We start from the raw sequence: 17406 nt of genomic DNA on the forward strand, positions 1-17406 counted from the left end.
AGCTTGGCGCATCAGCTCGACTTAGGCTCGACGAACATGCGACCCTTCATTTCCATGTGCATGGCATGGCAAAACCACGAGCAGTAGTACCAGTAGACCCCCGGCTTGCTTGCGGTGAAGGTGACGGAGGAAGTCGCCTGCGGTCCGATCTCCATGTTGATGCCGTAATTGACGATGGCGAAGCCGTGGGTCAGGTCCTCGACTTCGTCGATGTTGGTGACAAAAACGGTGACCTCGTCGCCTTCCTTGACGGTGAATGACTCCAGGCCGAATGCCGGCGCCGAGGACGTCATGTAGACGCGTACCTTGTAGCCGTCTCGGATGACTTGCGAGTCCGTCATGAGGTCGATGTTGTCCGTTTTCGCCTTCGCGACTGCATCGGCGAAGAACGGGTCGTCGCGGCTCCAAAGGCTGACTGGATTGATCTTAGATGCATGGACGATTGTCGCGTCATGGGGCTCCGCGAAGGTCGGGTTGTCATGCACCAGAACCATCTCGTCGCCCGAGATGTCGATAAGCTGGTCGCTCTCCGGCTTGAGCGGTCCGACGTTCAGGTATCGGTCCTTCGAGAACTTGTTGAGCGAGATCAGCCACTTGCCATCGGCTTCCTTGGTCTGGCCCATCGAAGAATGGTTGTGTCCCGGCTGATAGTGGACGTCCAGCTTCTGACGGATTGGATTGACCTTCTCGCCGGCGAAGGCGCGCTTGGCGTCCTCGATGTTCCACTTGCAGATCTGGCTGTCGATGAAGAGGGTGGTGTAGGCGTTGCCGCGGCCGTCATACGCGGTGTGCAGCGGGCCGAGACCGAGTTCCGGCTCTGCAACCACCGTGTCGCGAGGCTTGATCTTGTCGTCGAAGAGGTCGTCGAATTTGCGGACGTCGAAAACGGTTACGGTTGGAGAAAGTTTGCCGGCGGCGACGGCGTGAATCCCGTCCGGCGCGGTGTTCATCCCGTGGGGGCCGTTCGACACCGGAATGTAACGGGTGTACCGGGAGCCATGCCGCCCGTCGATGACGGGGACGCCGCTGATCTCCTTGAAATCGCCGTTCTTTACCGCCTCTTCGATGCGCTTGATGTTGAAGACGACAACCCAGTCCTGGTCCTTCGACATCATCTGTTCGAGATTGACGCCGTTTTCGGAATTGTAGCAGGTCGAATAGCAATACTTGCCCTGATAGTCGGCGTCGACGTTGTCGAGATTGCCGTCGACGATGACCTGCCAGGCGACCTTCATCGTCTCCCCATCGACCGCCGTAAACACGGCCTGGTAGTTCTTTGGATCGTCGAGGACCTTTCCATCATTGGGGATCGGCACCCCGTCTTCGCCGTTGCAGAACACATAGCCGGTCTTGGGATATTTCTGAACCCGCAGACCGTGGACCGTGTGCTGGTTGGGAAGCTCGATGATCTTGTCGCACTTCATGACGTCGAGACGGATGCGGCAGACGCGGGTGTTGGCTTTGTCGTTGGCGTAGAGGTAGCGGCCGTCGTAGGTGCCGTCCGTCTGGGAGGGATGCGGATGATGGAGGTCGCCGTTGTGATAGACGCCGCCCCGATCCTTAAGGAATTCGACTGTCCGGGGAAGCAGACCTTCGGTGAGAACTTTGCGGCTTTCGTTCGTCTGGCCCCACCCTGTCGCGCTGCAGCGGTTGAAAACCGGGATACGCATGATTTCACGCATCGAAGGAACGCCGACGATGCGGACCTCGCCGCTCTGGCCGCTCGAGAAGAACGTGTAGTACTCGTCGAGTTCTCCGGGCTTGACCTCCCAGGTCTGGCGGCCGGTTTCCGCGGCGGCTGCTGGAGTGGCGAATCCGCCCGAAAAATTCAGGGCTCCCCCCGCTGCGGCCGCGCCGGCGGCCGCAGCCATCGCCGTTGTTCCGAGTAGCTGGCGTCTGTTGAACCGCCGCTGGTTGTCTTCCGTAGACATGCTCTTCTTCCTTTGTTGTGGCCGCGACCGGAATGTCGCGCGCCGGATTACGCTCGTTCGATCGGTTTTCCGTTGTGAGTGACGACCGTTTTCGGTGGCTTCTCGCCGCGCGATTCCGGCGTTGAAAGCGCCATGAACTTCTCTCGCTTCAGCCGGACCTGGATCATGTGCGGACAGCGGTGGTCGTCGTGGTAGAGTTCTTGGCAATGCATGCAGTAGATGCATTCGTTGACGTTGATCTGGCCTTCGGGATGGATCGACTGGACCGGGCATTCCTTGGCGCAGCGTTGGCAGGGCGAGCCGCATTCGGGGTAGCGTTTCAGCCATTCGAACATCCGTATCCGGCCGGGGATGGCAAGCGCGGCTCCCAGTGGGCAAAGGTAGCGGCAGTAGAAGCGTTCGATGAAGAGGCTCGCGACAAGCAAGGCCACGGCGAAGACGACGAACGGCCAATCCCGGACGAATTTGAGGATGATCGCGGTCTTGAAGGGCTCCACCTCGGCCGCCATCTCGGCGTAGGATATCGAATAGAACGACAGCCCGAACAGTCCGAGAAAGATGATGTACTTGATCGGCCAGAGCCGTTCATGCAGCCCCCATGGCAGCTTGATCTGGGGAACCTTGAGACGTTTGGCTATGTTGCTCAGCAGCTCCTGCAGAGCGCCGAACGGACACAGCCACCCACAGAAGGGACCGCGGCCCCAGAATAGCAGGCCTGCCGCAACCGCAGCCCATAGGATGAAGATCAGGGGCGCCGCGAGGAAGAATTCCCAACTGAAGTTCGTGATCAGCGCGTTGGTAAATGTGAGGACATTGACGACGGATAGCTGGGCGTTTGCATACCATCCCAGCCAGACGAGCGTGAATACGAGGTAGCCGTTGCGCACCCAGGCGAAAAGCGCCGGCCGTTTGACGAGCCAGTCCTGAAAAAAGAAGATTGCCGTCAATACCAGAAGCGCGCCGGCGGTGATGCCGATGTTGACGCGGTTGATGTTCCAGATCCTCGTCCAAAGCGGCTGTTCGTCCGGAACCTTTGCCGCTTCGCTCTGCGTTTCAACCGCAGGCGAAGGAGAAGCGGCCGTGCTCACGTGATAGTATTGCGAGGGCAACGTGTATCCGACGTTGAAGGGAATGACCGCCTTGTCGCGGGCTCCGGAGCTGCTGCGCTGCGCGAGAAGTTGAAGTTCCCACGGCTCGGTGACGTCGAACGCGAATTCCGATGGAACGACGAACAACGCGATTTCCCTGAGGCCGGGGGCGTCGGAAGCGGCCAGTGAGGGAATCCGGGTGTGGTAGCGGTCGCGAAACCTGAGGCCCTGTCCGTCCTGCAGCAGTTCGATCCGGTCGAAGATGCCACCTCGGACGTAGCCAGAGCCCTTGAACGAATAAGCTCCGTCGCCCGCCACGAGGATCGCGGACTGCCCCGGCTGCAAACGGGTCTGCAAACGCTGGTAGGCGGCGTCGCCAAGCAGCGTCTTGCCGATGGACGGAACGCTTACCGGTGCGACATAGAGGTCGATGAAGCGGTCGTCGGGATTTGTCGTTTCCGGATGCGATGCGGCGTCCGGATGGCCGGCGTCCTGAAAAGCCTTCGAGACCTCTCCGACGGATAGCCGGAGGCTGCGGACCGAACCATCGCCGAGAAGCGTCTGCCAATCGCTGACATCCGTCTTCGAAAGGTCCAGAGCTTTCACGGCGGGCAGACTCTTGAAGCCCGCGGCGCCCTCCGGGCTCAACCTGTTGCTGCGGATGAGCTTGACGGCGGAGCGGATGACGCTGTCGCCCATGACCAGAACCGTCACGGTAGCGCCGCTGACTATCTCAACTTGTGGAGGGCGTTCGTCCCCGGATGCGACGCGACCAAGGTTCTTGCCGATGATGGAGTTCAGCGCCGCGACGACCTTTGCCTGGGGGATGCCAATCAGAACGATTGGTTCATGATGGTCGACCAGCTTGATTCCGCGCACCACACCCGACATGTCGATGCCGACTGCGATGTGTATGGGCTTGCCGGAGTATCCGGTGGAATTGGTGAAGTCCGAGTTCAGGTAGGCGTAGCCGACCATGTCCGATCCGCGATAGACGGGGGCGATCGGCGGCTCTCCCGAAGGTTCGCCGAAGCGGTCGGCGCCTTGGAACAGGTCGTTCGGGAGGATTTTCTCGAGGTACGCAGGAAGCTGACCTGCGGATGATGCAGATGAAATCAAGACCGTCGCAAAGGCGATCGCCACAAGCCAGAGGACTGTCGTGCGCCATATGGCCGCCCTTAACTTCAGTGATATCATCCCGCGCGTTTCCAGTGATTTCAACCAGGCTGGTAGCGGTCTAGACGAAAAAATCTCGCGGCTCATTGAGCCAGATCAACCTTCCGTGATGAAAGATTTGGGAGGATATGCGCAATTCCCGCGAGCGATTTTCGCGAACGGGCGCGATCAGAGGAGGGAGACAAATGCCGGAGGCTAACCGCGATCCATGGGAACTCAGTTCGTTGGAGGATTTGCTAACGCTTGCCGCGCATATGGAGCAGCAGGCAGTCGATGGCTACGTCGCCTTGGCGAAGCGGATGCGGGCAATGACCCGGCCCGAGCTCGCAGCCGTCTTCGAGGTCCTGGTGGCCGAGGAGAAAAGCCATCTGAGCAAAGTGGTCGAATGGCGAAGCACTCTTTCACTTCCCGTTGCCCGAGAGATCGCTCAAGCGCCGGAGGAGCTTTTCGACGACGAAGGCGCGGGGATCGTGGCACCGGAGCTGCTCAGCGCCTATAAGGCCTTCTCCATGGCCGTACGAAACGAGGAGCGGGCCTTCGTCTTCTGGAGCTACGTCTCGGCTCATGCCCAATCCGACGAGATCAAGAAAGCTGCGGAACGCATGGCGCGCGAGGAGCTTGGGCACGTGGCGACACTAAGGCGCGAGCGCAGGCGCGCTTTTCACAGCGAGCGCGACACGATGTTGAACGTCGGCCAGGAGACCCTGGGCTCGCTGGATGCGAGGCTGGCGCTTCACCTCCGATCGATGGCGGCTAAAGCAGTTGGATCGACAGGAAGCGCCGAACTGCAATCTCTCGCGCAGCAATCGAACGACCGTGGGAAATCACTCGGCGATGCACCCTTTGAAAGCGCTCCGTTTACGTCGAAATCTTCGCGAAGCGTGCTGGAGAGTGCCCTCCCGCTCTGCGAGTTGCTCGTCGACTGCTACCTGGCGATCGGGGACGTCGCCCGAAACGATCGGGAAGCCGAGCGCGCCCGAACCTTTGCTGCGCAGGTTATTCATTGTCTGAGAGCACTTCGAACCCTGCCCGCGGCAGAGCTCGCGAGCGACAGAAAGTGATTTCTCGGGGTCCGGATCGCGAACCTCGTCCGATCGGGCCGCGTCGGTCGGGCCCTCGGAACCTTGCGGGCTGGTCAATCCGAGGGACGTGTGACGACGAAAAGGGCGCAGGCCATCATCGCCAAAGCAATGATGGCGGCGAGCGCCGGCCGCGGCTGGGTCAGCCACAATAAGATCGAAAAGCTTAAGAGCATCGAGGTGACCGCAAGCACCTTGGCCTTCGTGGGAATGGCGCCTCTTTGCCGCCACGCCGCGATGGGCTCGCCGAATGTCGGGTGCGACAGCAGCCAGGTTTCGAACCGAGGAGAGGTACGGGCGAAGATAGCCGCCGAAACCAACAAGAATGGCGTCGTCGGGAGAAGCGGTACGACGATGCCGACGCACCCGATGACCACCGAGGCCCAGGCGACTGCGATGAGGATGCTGCGCATGTCCCGCCTCCAGAGTGGGTTACCAAGATCGTGAGCGACGGTGATCTATCATCTCCTTGACGTGCATCAAAGAACATCTGCGCCGATCTCTTATTCTCAGCAATAACGACAGCGACCAGGAGACGCTATCATGCTTCCCAGATTTGTTACCGCATTCTTAAAGTCGTCAGGAGACGCGGGCATCGTCGTCATGGAATACGAAGGCGCTCAGCGGGTCGTCATCGTCGACAGGGAGGCTTTGCGTCAGTTCAACAGTCCTCCGCGGGCCGACGAAAGCAGACTTCAGGAGAGCGTCGGCGCAATCTGCGAGATTGCTGCGTCGAAGATCCTGCTCGATGACGACGTTCCATTTTCTCCAGTCAAGATATCGGCGGACGACGTCGCCGACTGGCAGGTTTCGCATAAGATCCTGCATTAGGACACGAATCCTGCTGCACGACGTGGTCAAGCATGAGCCCGTCGCTGAGCGGTCAGTTTTGCTCGCCGTCAGCGAGTTTTAGGAGACGTTGCGTATCCGTCACGGTGAGCTTCTGCCTCCCTCCCTCGACGATGCCTTTCGCTTCCCAGGCGCTGAAGATTCTGGAAACGGTGTGTAGCGTCGTGCCCGTCATCTCCGCGATGTCCTGACGCGAGATGGGAAAGTCGATGCGTATGCCCGCGTCAACCGTCCGCCCTGCCTGTTTGGAAAGCCGAAGAACTGCGTGGGCCACCCGCTTCTCCACTTCTTCCGTGGACATCTCCCTGATGCGCGTATGAGCCTCTTCCAGCCGTTGCCCGATTGTCTGCATCGCCGTCACCGCAAGCCTTGGATTCTGCTCCACGAAACGCGACCACATATCGGTCGGCCAGCCGAGAACGAGGCTTTCCGCGGCTGCACGCGCGGTGCCTGGATAGTCAGATCTTCGTAGCGCCATCGCGAATCCAAACAGATCGCCGGGATGAACCATCCTGACGATGATCTGCTGGCCGTCGTGCGTGACCTGCGTGACCTTCAGCCTACCGTGCAGAAGTAGAAAGAAGGACTTGGCGTGGGCGCCTTGCTCGAAGACCGCGTCGCCCTGCGCGACCCGGCGCGGCAGGGCGTGTTCGAGCATCGAATCGAGGTCCGCATCCGTCATCCGCTCGAACAACGGCAACGACCTAAGGACTGCTTTGTCAACTTTCATCGTTGCTCCGCACGGTTTGAGCGCTCGTGAATGAGGCGAGGATATCCGACGCTGCCCTCCGGCCAAAGTCCTTGATGCTCTGGAACAAGGTTGGCCTATGGACGAGGCGGAACCCGAGATTGTCGGGCGGGCTTCCAACCGAACAGCCGCCGCCCTTTGGATTGCGTACGAATGTGCTCATCGGCGACCGATGTCTTCCGGAGGCGATCATGATCCCGCAACCCTTCGGATCTTGTTCCTCGACCACATCCTTGTCGAGGTCGATACGCTTGTTGCAGGTCGACGTCCATTCCCAAACGTTGCCGGCGAAGTCCATCAGCCCGGTCTCACTCATTCCAAACGATCCCTTCGGCTGAGGCCTGGGGTCGGTAGACGCGGCTCTGCGCGCTTCGCGCTCATAGTCCGCCAGCCACCGTGTCGCCGGGTTCTTGTCGTCGGCGTTGACGCCAAGGGCATCGTCCGGAAAGCGGTCGTCAGCGGCGTAGGCCAGGTCGAAGTCCGTCGGCAGCCGCCAGTCTTCGCCGGTGCGCGTCGACAGCCATGCCGCATAACGGACCGCGTCGTCGTAGCTGACGCCCGTGACCGGCAGGTCGTCCCGCGATGGGAGGTCCTCGTATTCAGGTAAGGCGCAGAAGCCCTCGTCGACACAGCGCCGATACTCCGCCCGGCTGGTCTGGAACTTCATGATTTCCAGTGGTGTTTCCATCTTGACGTCGCGCTTGGGCGCATCGACCGCGAGACCGTGTTTGAAATATTCTGTCGCTTCGCGATAGGCGAATGTCCTAGGCGATATCTTTACGGTTTGGGGCGAGGGAAGTGAGACGCGCAGATCGAGTCGGACGAATCCTGCCTCCATCGCGATCGCTCCCGAGAGCATCGCGAGCAGCGCGAGGGGTATCGCAATCGAAATGACCGAAACCGTTTCAGTCCCTGCGTGCCGTGTCATGGCCTTTACGCTGAAAGCGCCTTTCTTTACAAGAAACCGTGCGCAGCCAGATCGCTGGTCTGCGCACCTTCCGCGTTCGTCAGGTGCCCGACGGCGCGCTGACCGAGGTCATAAGGTCGTCGTTCCAGTCCCCGGTGACTTTGAAGTGGGCCGCCGCACCAAGTTCGAACGCCTCGATCAAGTTGTGGTTCACGTAGGCGTATATGCCCGGCTGGGCGAAGGTGTAGATGGCCGCTCCAGCGGTGCCGCCGGGTATGAACCAGGTTTCCTGGTCGATGTCCGGCACGTTGGCGAACTTGCCCGTGGCCCAGACGTATTCCCCATGGCCGCCGATCAGATGCGGACGTGTATCGCGATTGGCTTGCGAATGGACGATCAGGACTGTCTCGCCGACCTTCGCCGTCATGGCGTTGTCGCCCGTCAACGCGCCGACCGCACCGTTGAAGACGATGTGTGTCGGGGTGAGCGTCCGCATGACTGCAATCGTGTCCTCGTACGCTTCGCCGGGGCTGTCGTATTTCTTGAACTTACCGTTTTCGTCCCTGGGGATGTAGAAGTCCTGCTCGCCCACATAATAGACCTTGTCATAGACGAGCGGCTTTCCGTGTCCGTCCGTGAGCCCGTCCCGAGGCAGGACCATGATCGCGCCGTTCATGCCCGAGGTCACATGCCAGGGAACCATACCGGGAGGTGCACAGTGGTAGACGAAGACGCCGGCCTTGGTCGCCTTGAAGCGAAGCACCGTGCTTTCGCCGGGATTGACGACCGTCAGCGCCCCGCCGCCCAGTCCGCCTGTGGCGGCATGGAAGTCGATATTGTGCTGCATGGTATTGGTGTCAGGATTGACGAGCGTCAGCTCGACGTAGTCGTCCTGGTGGACCACCATCAAGGGACCTGGGACCGAGCCGTCGAAGGTCATGGCGTTGATCTCGGTGCCTTCCTTGTCCAGGATCATCTTCTTTTCCTGGATGGTAAGGGTGAATTCCTTGATCTTCGGGTCGCCCTCCGCCTTCTCCGTGTGAGCGTGTACGAACGGCGGCTTCACGAGCTCGACCTTCTCACGCTGGAGCTTCGAAATATCCACTGGGGCCTTTTTGGTCGCCTTGAGGGTGTCGGCAGCCCCGGCGTGCTCGTCGGCGTGGGCCGCCCCAGCCACGATAACGGGCGTCAAAGCTCCGGCTACGGCAGCGCCAGCGAGCATCATGCGTCGGGTCATTTGGAGAGCATTCGTCATTTCCCAATCTCCTAAGTAGAAGAGCGAGCGAAGACCGCCCGGTCGAGAAAGAGAGTAGTAGAAAGCCTCCAAACCTCTTTGATTTGGCGCAAACTGCCTCTTTGCTGCAGCGCAAAGTCTCTGAAGGCCTATTTGCGTAATCTCAACGACTGATCTGCCGGGACCGGGCATAGCTGTCTCCATCAATATGGAGACACTGATCATGCAGAAGACAATGGACGCCGAGGGACGAGTTCCCCGCGGCATGTCCCGCCACGGCCTCGTCCTCTTCTCGTACGGCTTCCGGCCGTTTTTTCTCGCATCGGCACTATGGGCCATCGTGAGCATCGACCTCTGGGTCGTCTATCTTACGTTTGGCGTGCCCGTTGCAACGCAATACGGGACGCTCTACTGGCACGCACACGAGATGCTCTTCGGGTTTGCGTCGGCAATCCTGGCGGGGTTTCTCCTGACGGCAATTCCGAACTGGACTGGCAGGCTTCCGATCGCGGGCCGTCCGTTGGCCGTCCTCTTTTCGATATGGTGCTGCGGTCGAATTGCCATGCTGATGAGCGCATCGACAGGAATTGTTCCGGCGGTCATCGTGGACAGCATGTTCCTGCCGACGATGCTGGTTCTTTGTACGCGCGAGGTGGTGGCTGGTCGGAAATGGAAGGACCTCAAGGTTGTCGCGGGCCTGTGCGTTCTGTCAGTCGCCAACGTTTTGTTTCATATCCAGGTAATCGAGGGCTTGAATCCAGAGCTGCCAATCCGGCTCGGCCTAGGCGGCTATGTCCTTCTGATCACGATCGTAGGCGGAAGGATCCTTCCGAGCTTCACACGCAACTGGATCAACCAGTCCGGCCGGACCGACTTTCCCGTCCCTTATAATCGCTTCGATGCCTGCACCATTGTCGTCGGGGCCGCTTCGTTGGCGTGCTGGGCGATCTGGCCTGAATCCTCGGGGACGGGGGTTCTCGCCGCCGCAGCAGCATTCATGAACTGCATCCGGCTGTTGCGTTGGCGTGGCTGGACGACCTGGCCGGAGCCAAATCTTTTCGTTCTACACGCCGCCTTCGCCTTCGTCCCAATTGGATTTGCCGCAGTCGCGATGGGTTCTATGGGCGTGCCCCAGATGGCGGTGCTCCATGCATTCGCGATCGGCGCCGTGTCTCTCATGATGCTGGCCGTCATGACCCGCGCCAGCCGCGGCCACACCGGCCGGAAGCTAAAGTCCAGCCGTATGACCAACCTCTCCTACGTCGTGCTTGCCGCCGTGGCTCTCGTTCGGCCGACATCCGAACTCTTGCCGGACTACAGCAACGAGATCCTGATCGCGGCTGCGGTCGGGTGGACGGTTGCATTCGGGGTGTTTGCGTTGGAGCATGCTCCGATGCTCTGCACGGGGAGGAAGCCCTTGACCGTCAAGGGAGGGTGACGACGCTCCGCTTCCACGCTCTCCGTCGCAAGGCGCGCCACGTCGGCAATGCCGTCCATCGGAGCCGCTTGAACATTGCTTGGCGCTGCCCGCCAGGCATAATCTTGCGAGCGGATGTTACCGAAATGTATATTGGCGGCAGAGGCGACTAGCACTTGGCGCGACCATCATCGGTTGCGCCGGCGTCTTTTGGACCCCAACAAAAGCGAGCGACTTTCCCCTCCGCGCCGGCATTAGGAGCGCGAAGCATCACCCGCGACGGCGGGGAAACCTTGTTGCAGGCCGGCGACCGGCCGTTAGAACGTCCACTCAGTTCGCCTGGTGCTCTCAATGAACGACGCCTGCAAGCGCTGCCAGTCGATGTCCGAGTTCATCGAGAACTTCTGGAATCACGGTTATTCGGACGTACGTGTGGACTATGGCTCTGGCAGCAGGCGCTGGACTTGATCCTTAGGTAGCTGTGATTATGCGTCCGTTTTGCACGCGCCGCTTGAAACCCGAGGCACGGCGGAGGCGACGAATTTCATTTCCTCGCTCAGAATCTTACCGCCAGTGCCAACGACCGCAACCCAGACCCGATTTCCGAAGCGCACGGACAAGCGAGTCCTGCCGGCGTCTTCGCCAACGCCGGCCTCAACCACTCCGCGAACCAGACCTCGCTGCATTTGGCTACGAAGCGCGTCGGGCGACAATCCGAAACGTCCGGCCAGGTCGGTTGCGTCAAGCACCAGGCCCTCGAGATCGATGTTCATGGCTTGCGTCCGACCCTGCTTTTCACGTCTGGTGCTCGAAGGAAAATAACGTCGCCATTTCGGGCGACCATGGTGGGTCGTAGACTAGATCGATGACTACTTCGCCGACGCCGGCGATCGTTCCGACGCGGGTCCTGACTGCCTCGATGATGAAGGCTGACGCCGGACAGAAGCGGGTAGTCGTGGTCATCTCGATCTTGACGACGCCGACTGCAGTCGTGTCGATCTGGTAGATCAGCCCAAGGTCGACAAGGTTCGTCCCGACTTCCGGATCCTCAATCTCCCGCAAAGCGGCGAAAACTTGCTCCTTCGTCACATCAGTTGCCGGCATCTGCGGCGTCCCCTGGCGTAGCCCTGATCATGATGCGGTAAACCTTGCCGTCGCCGTCGAAGTCTCCGATCCACTCGTGACCGCGAGCCTTCAATTCGCTGAAAAGGAACACGGGCTCGCGGTTGAGAAGCGCAAACAGGACTTCGCCGCTCGCCATTGTCTCCAGCCTGGAGAGTATGCGCTCCATTGGTTCGGGTGGAGCGAGGTCTGTCAGGTCGAGATTCCAGGTCGGATCCGGCCAAATGGCGTCGGCGGCCGGAGCGACCGGGTCGGTTGGCTTGGGGGCGTCGCCAGGAACGAAGTCAATCTCCCAATCGTCGTCGGCAAGACGTCGCGCAACATGAGAGAAGCCGCGCTGTTCGAGCTGGCGGATGAGGGGAACGGGCTGGAAGATGGCATGCAAACGCACCCCTTCGCCCGGCTCAAGGCTTGAGAAGGTGTCCATAATGAGTTGGAAGGGCATCCCGCCATTGCGCAGGATCTGTCTTACGTCGAGTTCACGAAGCTGGACCATTGGCATGACCTTTCTTGTTGGCGGCGAAGAAGAACGCCGGCTGTTCAAATGGGTGCCTCTTTGTATTGGCATCCACGTTCGCAAGAGAGCGGGCGAGTGCGAGCTCCCAAAGGAGAGCCGCCGTGGACATTGTCTGCAGAATCGCTGCCGCCCGAAAAGCCAGGTCTGACTCTAGAGCGATCGCCGAAGCCGCCGCGACGACGGCGACGTAGAAAGTGCCAAGCCATACGGCGGAGCGGCGGCTGTTCACCAGATCCGCGAGACGAGGTGTGGGCCTTCGCCCCAGAAGCGGCCCGAATGCCTCGATCCAGGTGAGGAAGGGAACGATCTTCAGAAGCTGTGCAAGGCCAAGGCCTGACAACCAGCCGAAAACGAAAAGATACACAAGGGCGGCGATTGCGTGCGCTCCGGCGCCTAGCGCGATCGCGGGCAAGAGAAGCGCCACCGAAACCGCGAGCAGCGCGAACGCCGGAAGCGATCCGGAGGTATTCAATTCCAGCGACTTGCGACGGCGCCAGCGGTACGCAAGATACAGCTCGTTGAGATAGGCGAAGATGGTTAGCCCGAACATCAGCGAGGCAGCCAAAAAGCAGAGGTAAGCAGCTTCCGGCCAGAAGAGGGAGAATGCTGCTGTCCCCAGGAGAGCAATGCCAATCGATCCGGTGCGGGCCAGGAACGGCGCCTTCTTCATGTCATGCGACAGCAGGAACATCGGTAAAAGCTTGTAGCTCACGCCAATGGCCGCGAAGGTCGTCCAGCCTGCCAGGCCCAGGCTGGCATGGTAGGGCACCGCGCTTGACACGAACTGCACGACCGACGGGATTGCGATGCTTCCAGAAATCGTGACGGCGAAAAGTGCTCCGAAGGCTGCGGTCATTGCGAGGCATCCAATGCCGATCAACACGAGCCCAGACGCCGGATGAACGTCCCTTCCGCGCCAGAGCAAGGAAGCAAGCACCATGCTGACAGACAAAATCGACACGAACAGGAGCAGCGCGGCCGCACCCATGACTGGGCCGGCCGCGTTGGATCCCTTGTCGATCAGATGGAAGCCAAAAAGGAGCAAGCCTAGTCCGACGACCAGACCTATCAGCCCCAATATGTCGAAGTGCGAGGTGGGCAGGCTCAGACCGGTCAGAACCGGCGCGAACTGGAGCAGCGCGCCAATCATAAGCATACCGAGCCAACCGATCGTTATGGAGTGCACGATCATCAGCGCGCGAGGTTCTGCAACGTCGACTGACGGCGACCAGCCACCGGCGGAAAGAAAACATTCCGCGAGAAGAAGGAAGAAGAGCGCCGCACCGAAGTACGACATCGTCCAACGCGACAGGCTCGTGCCCATTGGCATCATCGCGCTTCTCCGGCCTAATGGCTGCCGCAGCAGCAGTCGCAGCCGGCGTCAAGTCTGGTGATTTCAACCCGCCAGACATCGGGGCCCTGTTCGAGATACTCCCAGGAGAACTTGCCGGGAAGGCCGGTCTCCAGCTGGTATTGCAGTGGACGAGGCTCATGGTCGCTGGTTATCAGCAGGCTGTTGCCAGGCGTAAGCGAGTGGAGCGTCCCGAAAATCATAGGGTGACGCTGGGCGGGGGATAGAGTTCGCACGTCAATGTGCGGAACTTCATCCTGCGTGGCGATCGCTTCGGTCATTGAACTTGTTCCTTCTGCCGCTGGCTCGATGATCGACCGGACGGCGGCACACCCGATCTCAGAGCGCGACGATACCCCGATGCGATCCGGCGAACTTTGACAGCGAACAAATATGGCGCAGATTTTGGCGCCGCATGAAGATCGCGGGTGGAGTAACCTGTGCGCCCGGCTGGGCGTTTCGGCCAATTGTTCGCAGCGTGATTGATCCATGACAACGAATTGGCGCCCGCCAAGGCGCATAGCGCATCACAACGTTTTTTTGAGGATGCGAAAATGTCCGACGCCCTTGTCGACAAATACGGCGACGCCCGACTACCCCGCTACACCAGCTATCCAACTGCGCCCGCCTTTTCTGATGCCGTCGGATGGCCGGAATATTCGAACGGCCTGGCCGGCTTGAGAGGCATGGGGCCGGCCTCGCTGTACCTGCACGTCCCCTTCTGCCGATCCATGTGCTGGTACTGCGGTTGCCACACGACCATCACCAAACAGGACGCCCCGATCCTCGACTACCTTGAGGTGATGACCAAAGAGATTGGAATGGTTTCGTCGGCTGCCGGAAACAATCTGCCCGTTAAGAACGTGCATTTCGGCGGAGGAACTCCAACGATCATGAAGCCGCACGAGTTCAAAGCGCTCATGATGGCGCTCACGAATAGTTTCGCCTTCGAAAACGACTGCACCGTCGCGGTCGAGATCGATCCACGAACGCTGACCAGCGAGATGATCCTGGCGCTCGGAGAAAATGGGGTGAACCGGGCAAGCCTTGGCGTCCAGAGCTTTGACCCGGTTGTTCAGAAAGCCATCAACCGCATCCAGACGTTCGGCCAGACACAGGCGGCAATTGTGGGACTTCGCGCCCATGGCGTGACGAGCACGAACTTCGACCTGATTTACGGCCTGCCTCATCAGACTGTCCAGTCGTGCGTGGATACGGTGAGGCTTGCGGTGGAGCTTCGCCCCGAACGGTTCGCCGTGTTCGGCTACGCGCACGTTCCGGCTTTCAAAAAGCATCAGCGTCTGATCGACGAATCCGCTCTTCCCGACGCCCGGCAACGCAACGAGCAGGCAGAAGCGATCGCGTCTGAACTTGTCTCCGCCGGATATGTCCGCGTCGGCCTCGACCACTTTGCATTGCCGGACGACCAACTCGCCGTCGCTTCCGCTTCAGGTATGCTGCACCGCAACTTCCAGGGCTACACGACCGACGATTGCGATACGCTTATCGGTTTCGGCGCTTCCGCAATCGGACGCCTGCCCGCCGGATTTTTCCAGAACCATGTCGCGATCGGCCGCTACGCCGAGATGGTCTCATCCGGAGTCCTTCCCACCGCCAAGGGTTACGTCCTTACCGCGGAAGACAAGCTTCGGGCGGCTATCATTGAACGCCTCATGTGCGATTTCGAAGCGGATGTCGGAGCATTGAGCGATAGGGCCGGGTACGACCCGCGCCTTCTGCTCGACCAGAACGATCGACTGGATGCTCTGGTTTCCGATGGCGTGGCGACCGTTGACGGAAGCCGCGTGCTCGTATCCAAGAATTCTCGGTTCATGGTTCGGGCGGTGGCGGCTGCGTTTGACGCCTATTTCGGTTCTCTGGGGCGTACTCACAGCAAGGCCGCCTGATGCGACGGTCGTGGGAGCGCAGGCGAGGTGCCTGATTCTCCCTCGGACGGTGCCCGCAGCGCCTTTCCGCGCCGAGCCTTCAATGGCAATCCGCACGGTCTATCGGCTCGTCGCTCTCTCCGGGCGCCCCGGCGCAGCCGGGCATGTCGATCCGTGCCCTGGCATAGCCGGCGGCGGTCCCGGTCTTAGGCCGTCAGGTTGCGGTAAATCGAGGGCAGCGCGCTCGGAAGCTTGGCGATGTTCGAAACCAGGGAGAACCCTTCACGTCCAAAGATCGCCGGCAGATAGTCGCCAGCGTTCTGGTCGACCGTCACCGCGAATACTGCCTGGCCTCGGCCGCGCGCTTCCATGACTGCCTTCCGGCAATCTTCAAGCGCGAACCGGCCCTCGTAATTGTCGACGTCGTTGGGCTTTCCGTCCGTCAGGATGAGCAGCAGTCTCTTCCGCGCTCCGTGCCGGTCGAGCTGTGTGGAAACGTGCCGGATGGCGGCGCCCATGCGCGTGTAGTAGCCGGGCTTGAGGCTTGCGATGCGGTGTGCGGTGGCGGCGGAGAATTTTTCGCTGAATCCTTTGATCGTTTCGACCCGAACCCAGTTGCGTCGCCTTGAGGTGAACGTGTGGATCGCGAAGCTGTCGCCGCAGGCGTCAAGGCCGCGGGCAAAGATGTCGAGGGCCTGCATCTCAACGTCGAGAACCCGCCGATTGTCGATCCAGGAATCGGTGGATAGAGAGACGTCGACCAGGATGGAGGTCGCAAGCTCGTGCGCAGCGGGTCGCGCGGACTCGTAGATCCGGTCATCTGGCTGGCCGGTCGCCAGCAGATCGACGCGGGATCGGACGACAGCCTCGACGTCCAGTTCGTCGCCGTCCAACTGAGCCCGCCTGATTTCGCGTTTTGGCCGAAGGGTCTCGAACTGTCTTCTGACTTTCCGGATAACGGCCTGATCGCTGGTAATGATCTGGTCATCGGCTTCGACCGCCGGGCCGGCAACGACGCGGCAGTGATCTTCCAGGTATTCCCGCTTGCGATAATTCCATTCCGGGTATGTGAATTCGCCAGATATCCGCGTCGGATCGACTGCCTCCGGAGAAAGGTCGAGATCAAAATGGAACTTTGACTTGGGCCGTTCGCGGGTCTCGCTCAGAGTGATCTCATCAAGTTCGTCGGAAGCGCTCGCGTCCTCGTCCTCTCGATCGTCCGTTGGCCGGTCGACGTTGACCATCTCCGCCATGGCGAGGATCTTTTCGAAACGGTTGAGAACGAAGGGGTCTCGCTTGCGGTCGTCGGCGTCCTTTGTCCGTCGGGCCTCCTGAGATGGTCGGCTGGCAGTCTGCGGATCGCCGGCTTCGGACGGCAGGTCTTCGCGGTCCGACGCACCGGCATCGTCCAAGTGTTTGAAGTCTGGCCAGATCGGGACCGGCAGCATCGGAAGGTAGCCTGCGGGAGCGGCCTTGATCGCGGGCCGCACGCTGTCGGCGAACGGCTGATCCAAGGGTGAGGAGAGGGCTGTCTGGACGAACCGCTCAATTTCGCTTTCGGCGAATGGAAGCTTCCCTCGTCGCCTGCATGCCAGGATGGCCAGGCTCAGACGGACGTATCGCTCTTTCATGCCTGGAAATGCTTCAATGACGCAAGCCGCAGTGGCTCGGCCCAGTTCTATTCGGGCAATGTCGGCGAGTGCCGCGTCCTGCGGCATGTCTACGTATGTCGGCGCCGTCGCGATGTAGGCCGCCAGCCAAAAATAGAGATCGCGGTTGAGATCCGTGTGATCGAACATGTCGACCACTGCCGGAAGGTGAACCGCAGATACATCCCAGTAGGCATGATCGCATCTTTCTTCTCCCAGCCCCACCACCTGCCTTAAGCGCAGTCGATGGAGGGAGGTCTTCGGACGAGAATTCTGGATCTGCAGCGTGCCTTCGCCCCCGAACGCCCTGAAGCAGACCGCAAGCTGCGGTTTGATCTCAGTCAGTCGGACAGCATGGTTCGGGTGACGCGGCCACGAACTGGTGTCTCCGACGAGGCGATGCCAGGCGCGGCCGACCGTCTCTTCGAGTTCCAGAAATTCAAGCATGCTTG

General features: G+C 60.4%; 16 protein-coding genes. 4 read left to right on the forward strand and 12 right to left on the reverse strand.

Translation table 11 applies throughout. The features are described from left to right. Positions 1-11 precede the first annotated feature (11 nt). Positions 12-1931 (reverse strand): TAT-dependent nitrous-oxide reductase, encoded by a 1920-nt coding sequence (nosZ, locus tag FHX14_RS22065; protein WP_184378679.1) that lies wholly within the window; start codon positions 1929-1931, stop codon positions 12-14. Positions 1932-1978: 47 nt separating this feature from the next. Then, on the reverse strand, positions 1979-4216 hold the full coding sequence (locus FHX14_RS22070; protein WP_184378727.1) for a NosR/NirI family protein: 2238 nt from the start codon (positions 4214-4216) through the stop codon (positions 1979-1981). A gap of 164 nt (positions 4217-4380) precedes the next feature. Between FHX14_RS22070 and FHX14_RS22075 the strand changes: the two genes are divergently transcribed. Then, positions 4381-5256, forward strand: a complete 876-nt coding sequence (locus FHX14_RS22075; RefSeq protein WP_184378681.1) for a ferritin family protein — start codon at positions 4381-4383, stop codon at positions 5254-5256. A 74-nt stretch (positions 5257-5330) separates the two neighbouring features. Here FHX14_RS22075 and FHX14_RS22080 read toward each other — a convergent pair whose 3' ends face one another. Beyond that, a complete protein-coding gene (locus FHX14_RS22080) occupies positions 5331-5687 on the reverse strand; it encodes a DUF454 family protein (protein ID WP_184378682.1) in 357 nt (118 codons plus the stop codon). Between the two features lie 130 nt (positions 5688-5817). Between FHX14_RS22080 and FHX14_RS22085 the strand changes: the two genes are divergently transcribed. After that, a complete protein-coding gene (locus FHX14_RS22085; protein ID WP_184378684.1) occupies positions 5818-6105 on the forward strand; it encodes a hypothetical protein in 288 nt (95 codons plus the stop codon). Between the two features lie 52 nt (positions 6106-6157). On the opposite strand, the gene FHX14_RS22090 is transcribed toward FHX14_RS22085, so the two are convergent. The 3 genes from FHX14_RS22090 to nirK form a co-directional block, all read right to left on the reverse strand. Further along, the gene (locus FHX14_RS22090; protein ID WP_003590830.1) at positions 6158-6853 is read right to left on the reverse strand and encodes a Crp/Fnr family transcriptional regulator; all 696 of its coding nucleotides are present in this window, start codon (positions 6851-6853) and stop codon (positions 6158-6160) included. Beyond that, positions 6843-7799: an SUMF1/EgtB/PvdO family nonheme iron enzyme gene (locus FHX14_RS22095; protein ID WP_184378686.1), complete on the reverse strand. Its 957-nt coding sequence runs from the start codon at positions 7797-7799 to the stop codon at positions 6843-6845. The genes FHX14_RS22090 and FHX14_RS22095 overlap by 11 nt, the downstream gene beginning before the upstream one ends. A gap of 79 nt (positions 7800-7878) precedes the next feature. Continuing rightward, positions 7879-9033, reverse strand: coding sequence for a copper-containing nitrite reductase (nirK, locus tag FHX14_RS22100; RefSeq protein WP_184378688.1), 1155 nt, complete (start codon positions 9031-9033; stop codon positions 7879-7881). A 202-nt stretch (positions 9034-9235) separates the two neighbouring features. Here nirK and FHX14_RS22105 point away from each other — a divergent pair, with 202 nt between their 5' ends. Further along, a complete protein-coding gene (locus FHX14_RS22105) occupies positions 9236-10450 on the forward strand; it encodes an NnrS family protein (protein ID WP_184378690.1) in 1215 nt (404 codons plus the stop codon). Positions 10451-10914: 464 nt separating this feature from the next. Here FHX14_RS22105 and FHX14_RS22110 read toward each other — a convergent pair whose 3' ends face one another. The 5 genes from FHX14_RS22110 to FHX14_RS22130 are packed head-to-tail and all read right to left on the reverse strand — an operon-like array spanning position 10915 to position 13700. Further along, a complete protein-coding gene (locus tag FHX14_RS22110; RefSeq protein WP_003590840.1) occupies positions 10915-11202 on the reverse strand; it encodes a DUF6522 family protein in 288 nt (95 codons plus the stop codon). A 22-nt stretch (positions 11203-11224) separates the two neighbouring features. Continuing rightward, complete coding sequence (locus FHX14_RS22115; protein WP_184378692.1) at positions 11225-11533, reverse strand: metal-sulfur cluster assembly factor; 309 nt, start codon at positions 11531-11533, stop codon at positions 11225-11227. Next, positions 11520-12047 (reverse strand): DUF2249 domain-containing protein, encoded by a 528-nt coding sequence (locus FHX14_RS22120; protein WP_003590847.1) that lies wholly within the window; start codon positions 12045-12047, stop codon positions 11520-11522. The genes FHX14_RS22115 and FHX14_RS22120 overlap by 14 nt, the downstream gene beginning before the upstream one ends. Further along, complete coding sequence (locus FHX14_RS22125) at positions 12031-13401, reverse strand: hypothetical protein (RefSeq protein ID WP_184378694.1); 1371 nt, start codon at positions 13399-13401, stop codon at positions 12031-12033. Before FHX14_RS22125 ends, FHX14_RS22120 begins: the two co-directional genes overlap by 17 nt. Positions 13402-13415: 14 nt before the next feature. Next, a complete protein-coding gene (locus tag FHX14_RS22130) occupies positions 13416-13700 on the reverse strand; it encodes a DUF2249 domain-containing protein (protein WP_003590850.1) in 285 nt (94 codons plus the stop codon). A gap of 273 nt (positions 13701-13973) precedes the next feature. Here FHX14_RS22130 and hemN point away from each other — a divergent pair, with 273 nt between their 5' ends. Next, on the forward strand, positions 13974-15326 hold the full coding sequence (gene hemN, locus FHX14_RS22135) for an oxygen-independent coproporphyrinogen III oxidase (RefSeq protein ID WP_184378696.1): 1353 nt from the start codon (positions 13974-13976) through the stop codon (positions 15324-15326). A 185-nt stretch (positions 15327-15511) separates the two neighbouring features. On the opposite strand, the gene FHX14_RS22140 is transcribed toward hemN, so the two are convergent. After that, positions 15512-17401 (reverse strand): VWA domain-containing protein, encoded by a 1890-nt coding sequence (locus FHX14_RS22140; RefSeq protein ID WP_184378697.1) that lies wholly within the window; start codon positions 17399-17401, stop codon positions 15512-15514. Positions 17402-17406: the final 5 nt, after the last annotated feature.

Origin of the sequence: Rhizobium sp. BK619, assembly GCF_014195245.1 — a bacterium.
Taxonomy (GTDB): domain Bacteria; phylum Pseudomonadota; class Alphaproteobacteria; order Rhizobiales; family Rhizobiaceae; genus Rhizobium; species Rhizobium acidisoli.

Bases quoted from the DNA above. Each gene is read 5' to 3' on its own strand.
- FHX14_RS22090 (WP_003590830.1), bottom strand. From the start codon at position 6,853: ATGAAAGTTGACAAAGCAGTCCTTAGGTCGTTGCCGTTGTTCGAGCGG.
- FHX14_RS22110 (WP_003590840.1), bottom strand. From the start codon at position 11,202: ATGAACATCGATCTCGAGGGCCTGGTGCTTGACGCAACCGACCTGGCC.
- FHX14_RS22085 (WP_184378684.1), top strand. From the start codon at position 5,818: ATGCTTCCCAGATTTGTTACCGCATTCTTAAAGTCGTCAGGAGACGCG.
- FHX14_RS22115 (WP_184378692.1), bottom strand. From the start codon at position 11,533: ATGCCGGCAACTGATGTGACGAAGGAGCAAGTTTTCGCCGCTTTGCGG.
- FHX14_RS22120 (WP_003590847.1), bottom strand. From the start codon at position 12,047: ATGGTCCAGCTTCGTGAACTCGACGTAAGACAGATCCTGCGCAATGGC.
- FHX14_RS22080 (WP_184378682.1), bottom strand. From the start codon at position 5,687: ATGCGCAGCATCCTCATCGCAGTCGCCTGGGCCTCGGTGGTCATCGGG.
- hemN (WP_184378696.1), top strand. From the start codon at position 13,974: ATGTCCGACGCCCTTGTCGACAAATACGGCGACGCCCGACTACCCCGC.
- nirK (WP_184378688.1), bottom strand. From the start codon at position 9,033: ATGACGAATGCTCTCCAAATGACCCGACGCATGATGCTCGCTGGCGCT.
- FHX14_RS22095 (WP_184378686.1), bottom strand. From the start codon at position 7,799: ATGACACGGCACGCAGGGACTGAAACGGTTTCGGTCATTTCGATTGCG.
- FHX14_RS22130 (WP_003590850.1), bottom strand. From the start codon at position 13,700: ATGACCGAAGCGATCGCCACGCAGGATGAAGTTCCGCACATTGACGTG.
- FHX14_RS22125 (WP_184378694.1), bottom strand. From the start codon at position 13,401: ATGATGCCAATGGGCACGAGCCTGTCGCGTTGGACGATGTCGTACTTC.
- FHX14_RS22105 (WP_184378690.1), top strand. From the start codon at position 9,236: ATGCAGAAGACAATGGACGCCGAGGGACGAGTTCCCCGCGGCATGTCC.
- FHX14_RS22075 (WP_184378681.1), top strand. From the start codon at position 4,381: ATGCCGGAGGCTAACCGCGATCCATGGGAACTCAGTTCGTTGGAGGAT.
- nosZ (WP_184378679.1), bottom strand. From the start codon at position 1,931: ATGTCTACGGAAGACAACCAGCGGCGGTTCAACAGACGCCAGCTACTC.
- FHX14_RS22140 (WP_184378697.1), bottom strand. From the start codon at position 17,401: ATGCTTGAATTTCTGGAACTCGAAGAGACGGTCGGCCGCGCCTGGCAT.
- FHX14_RS22070 (WP_184378727.1), bottom strand. From the start codon at position 4,216: ATGATATCACTGAAGTTAAGGGCGGCCATATGGCGCACGACAGTCCTC.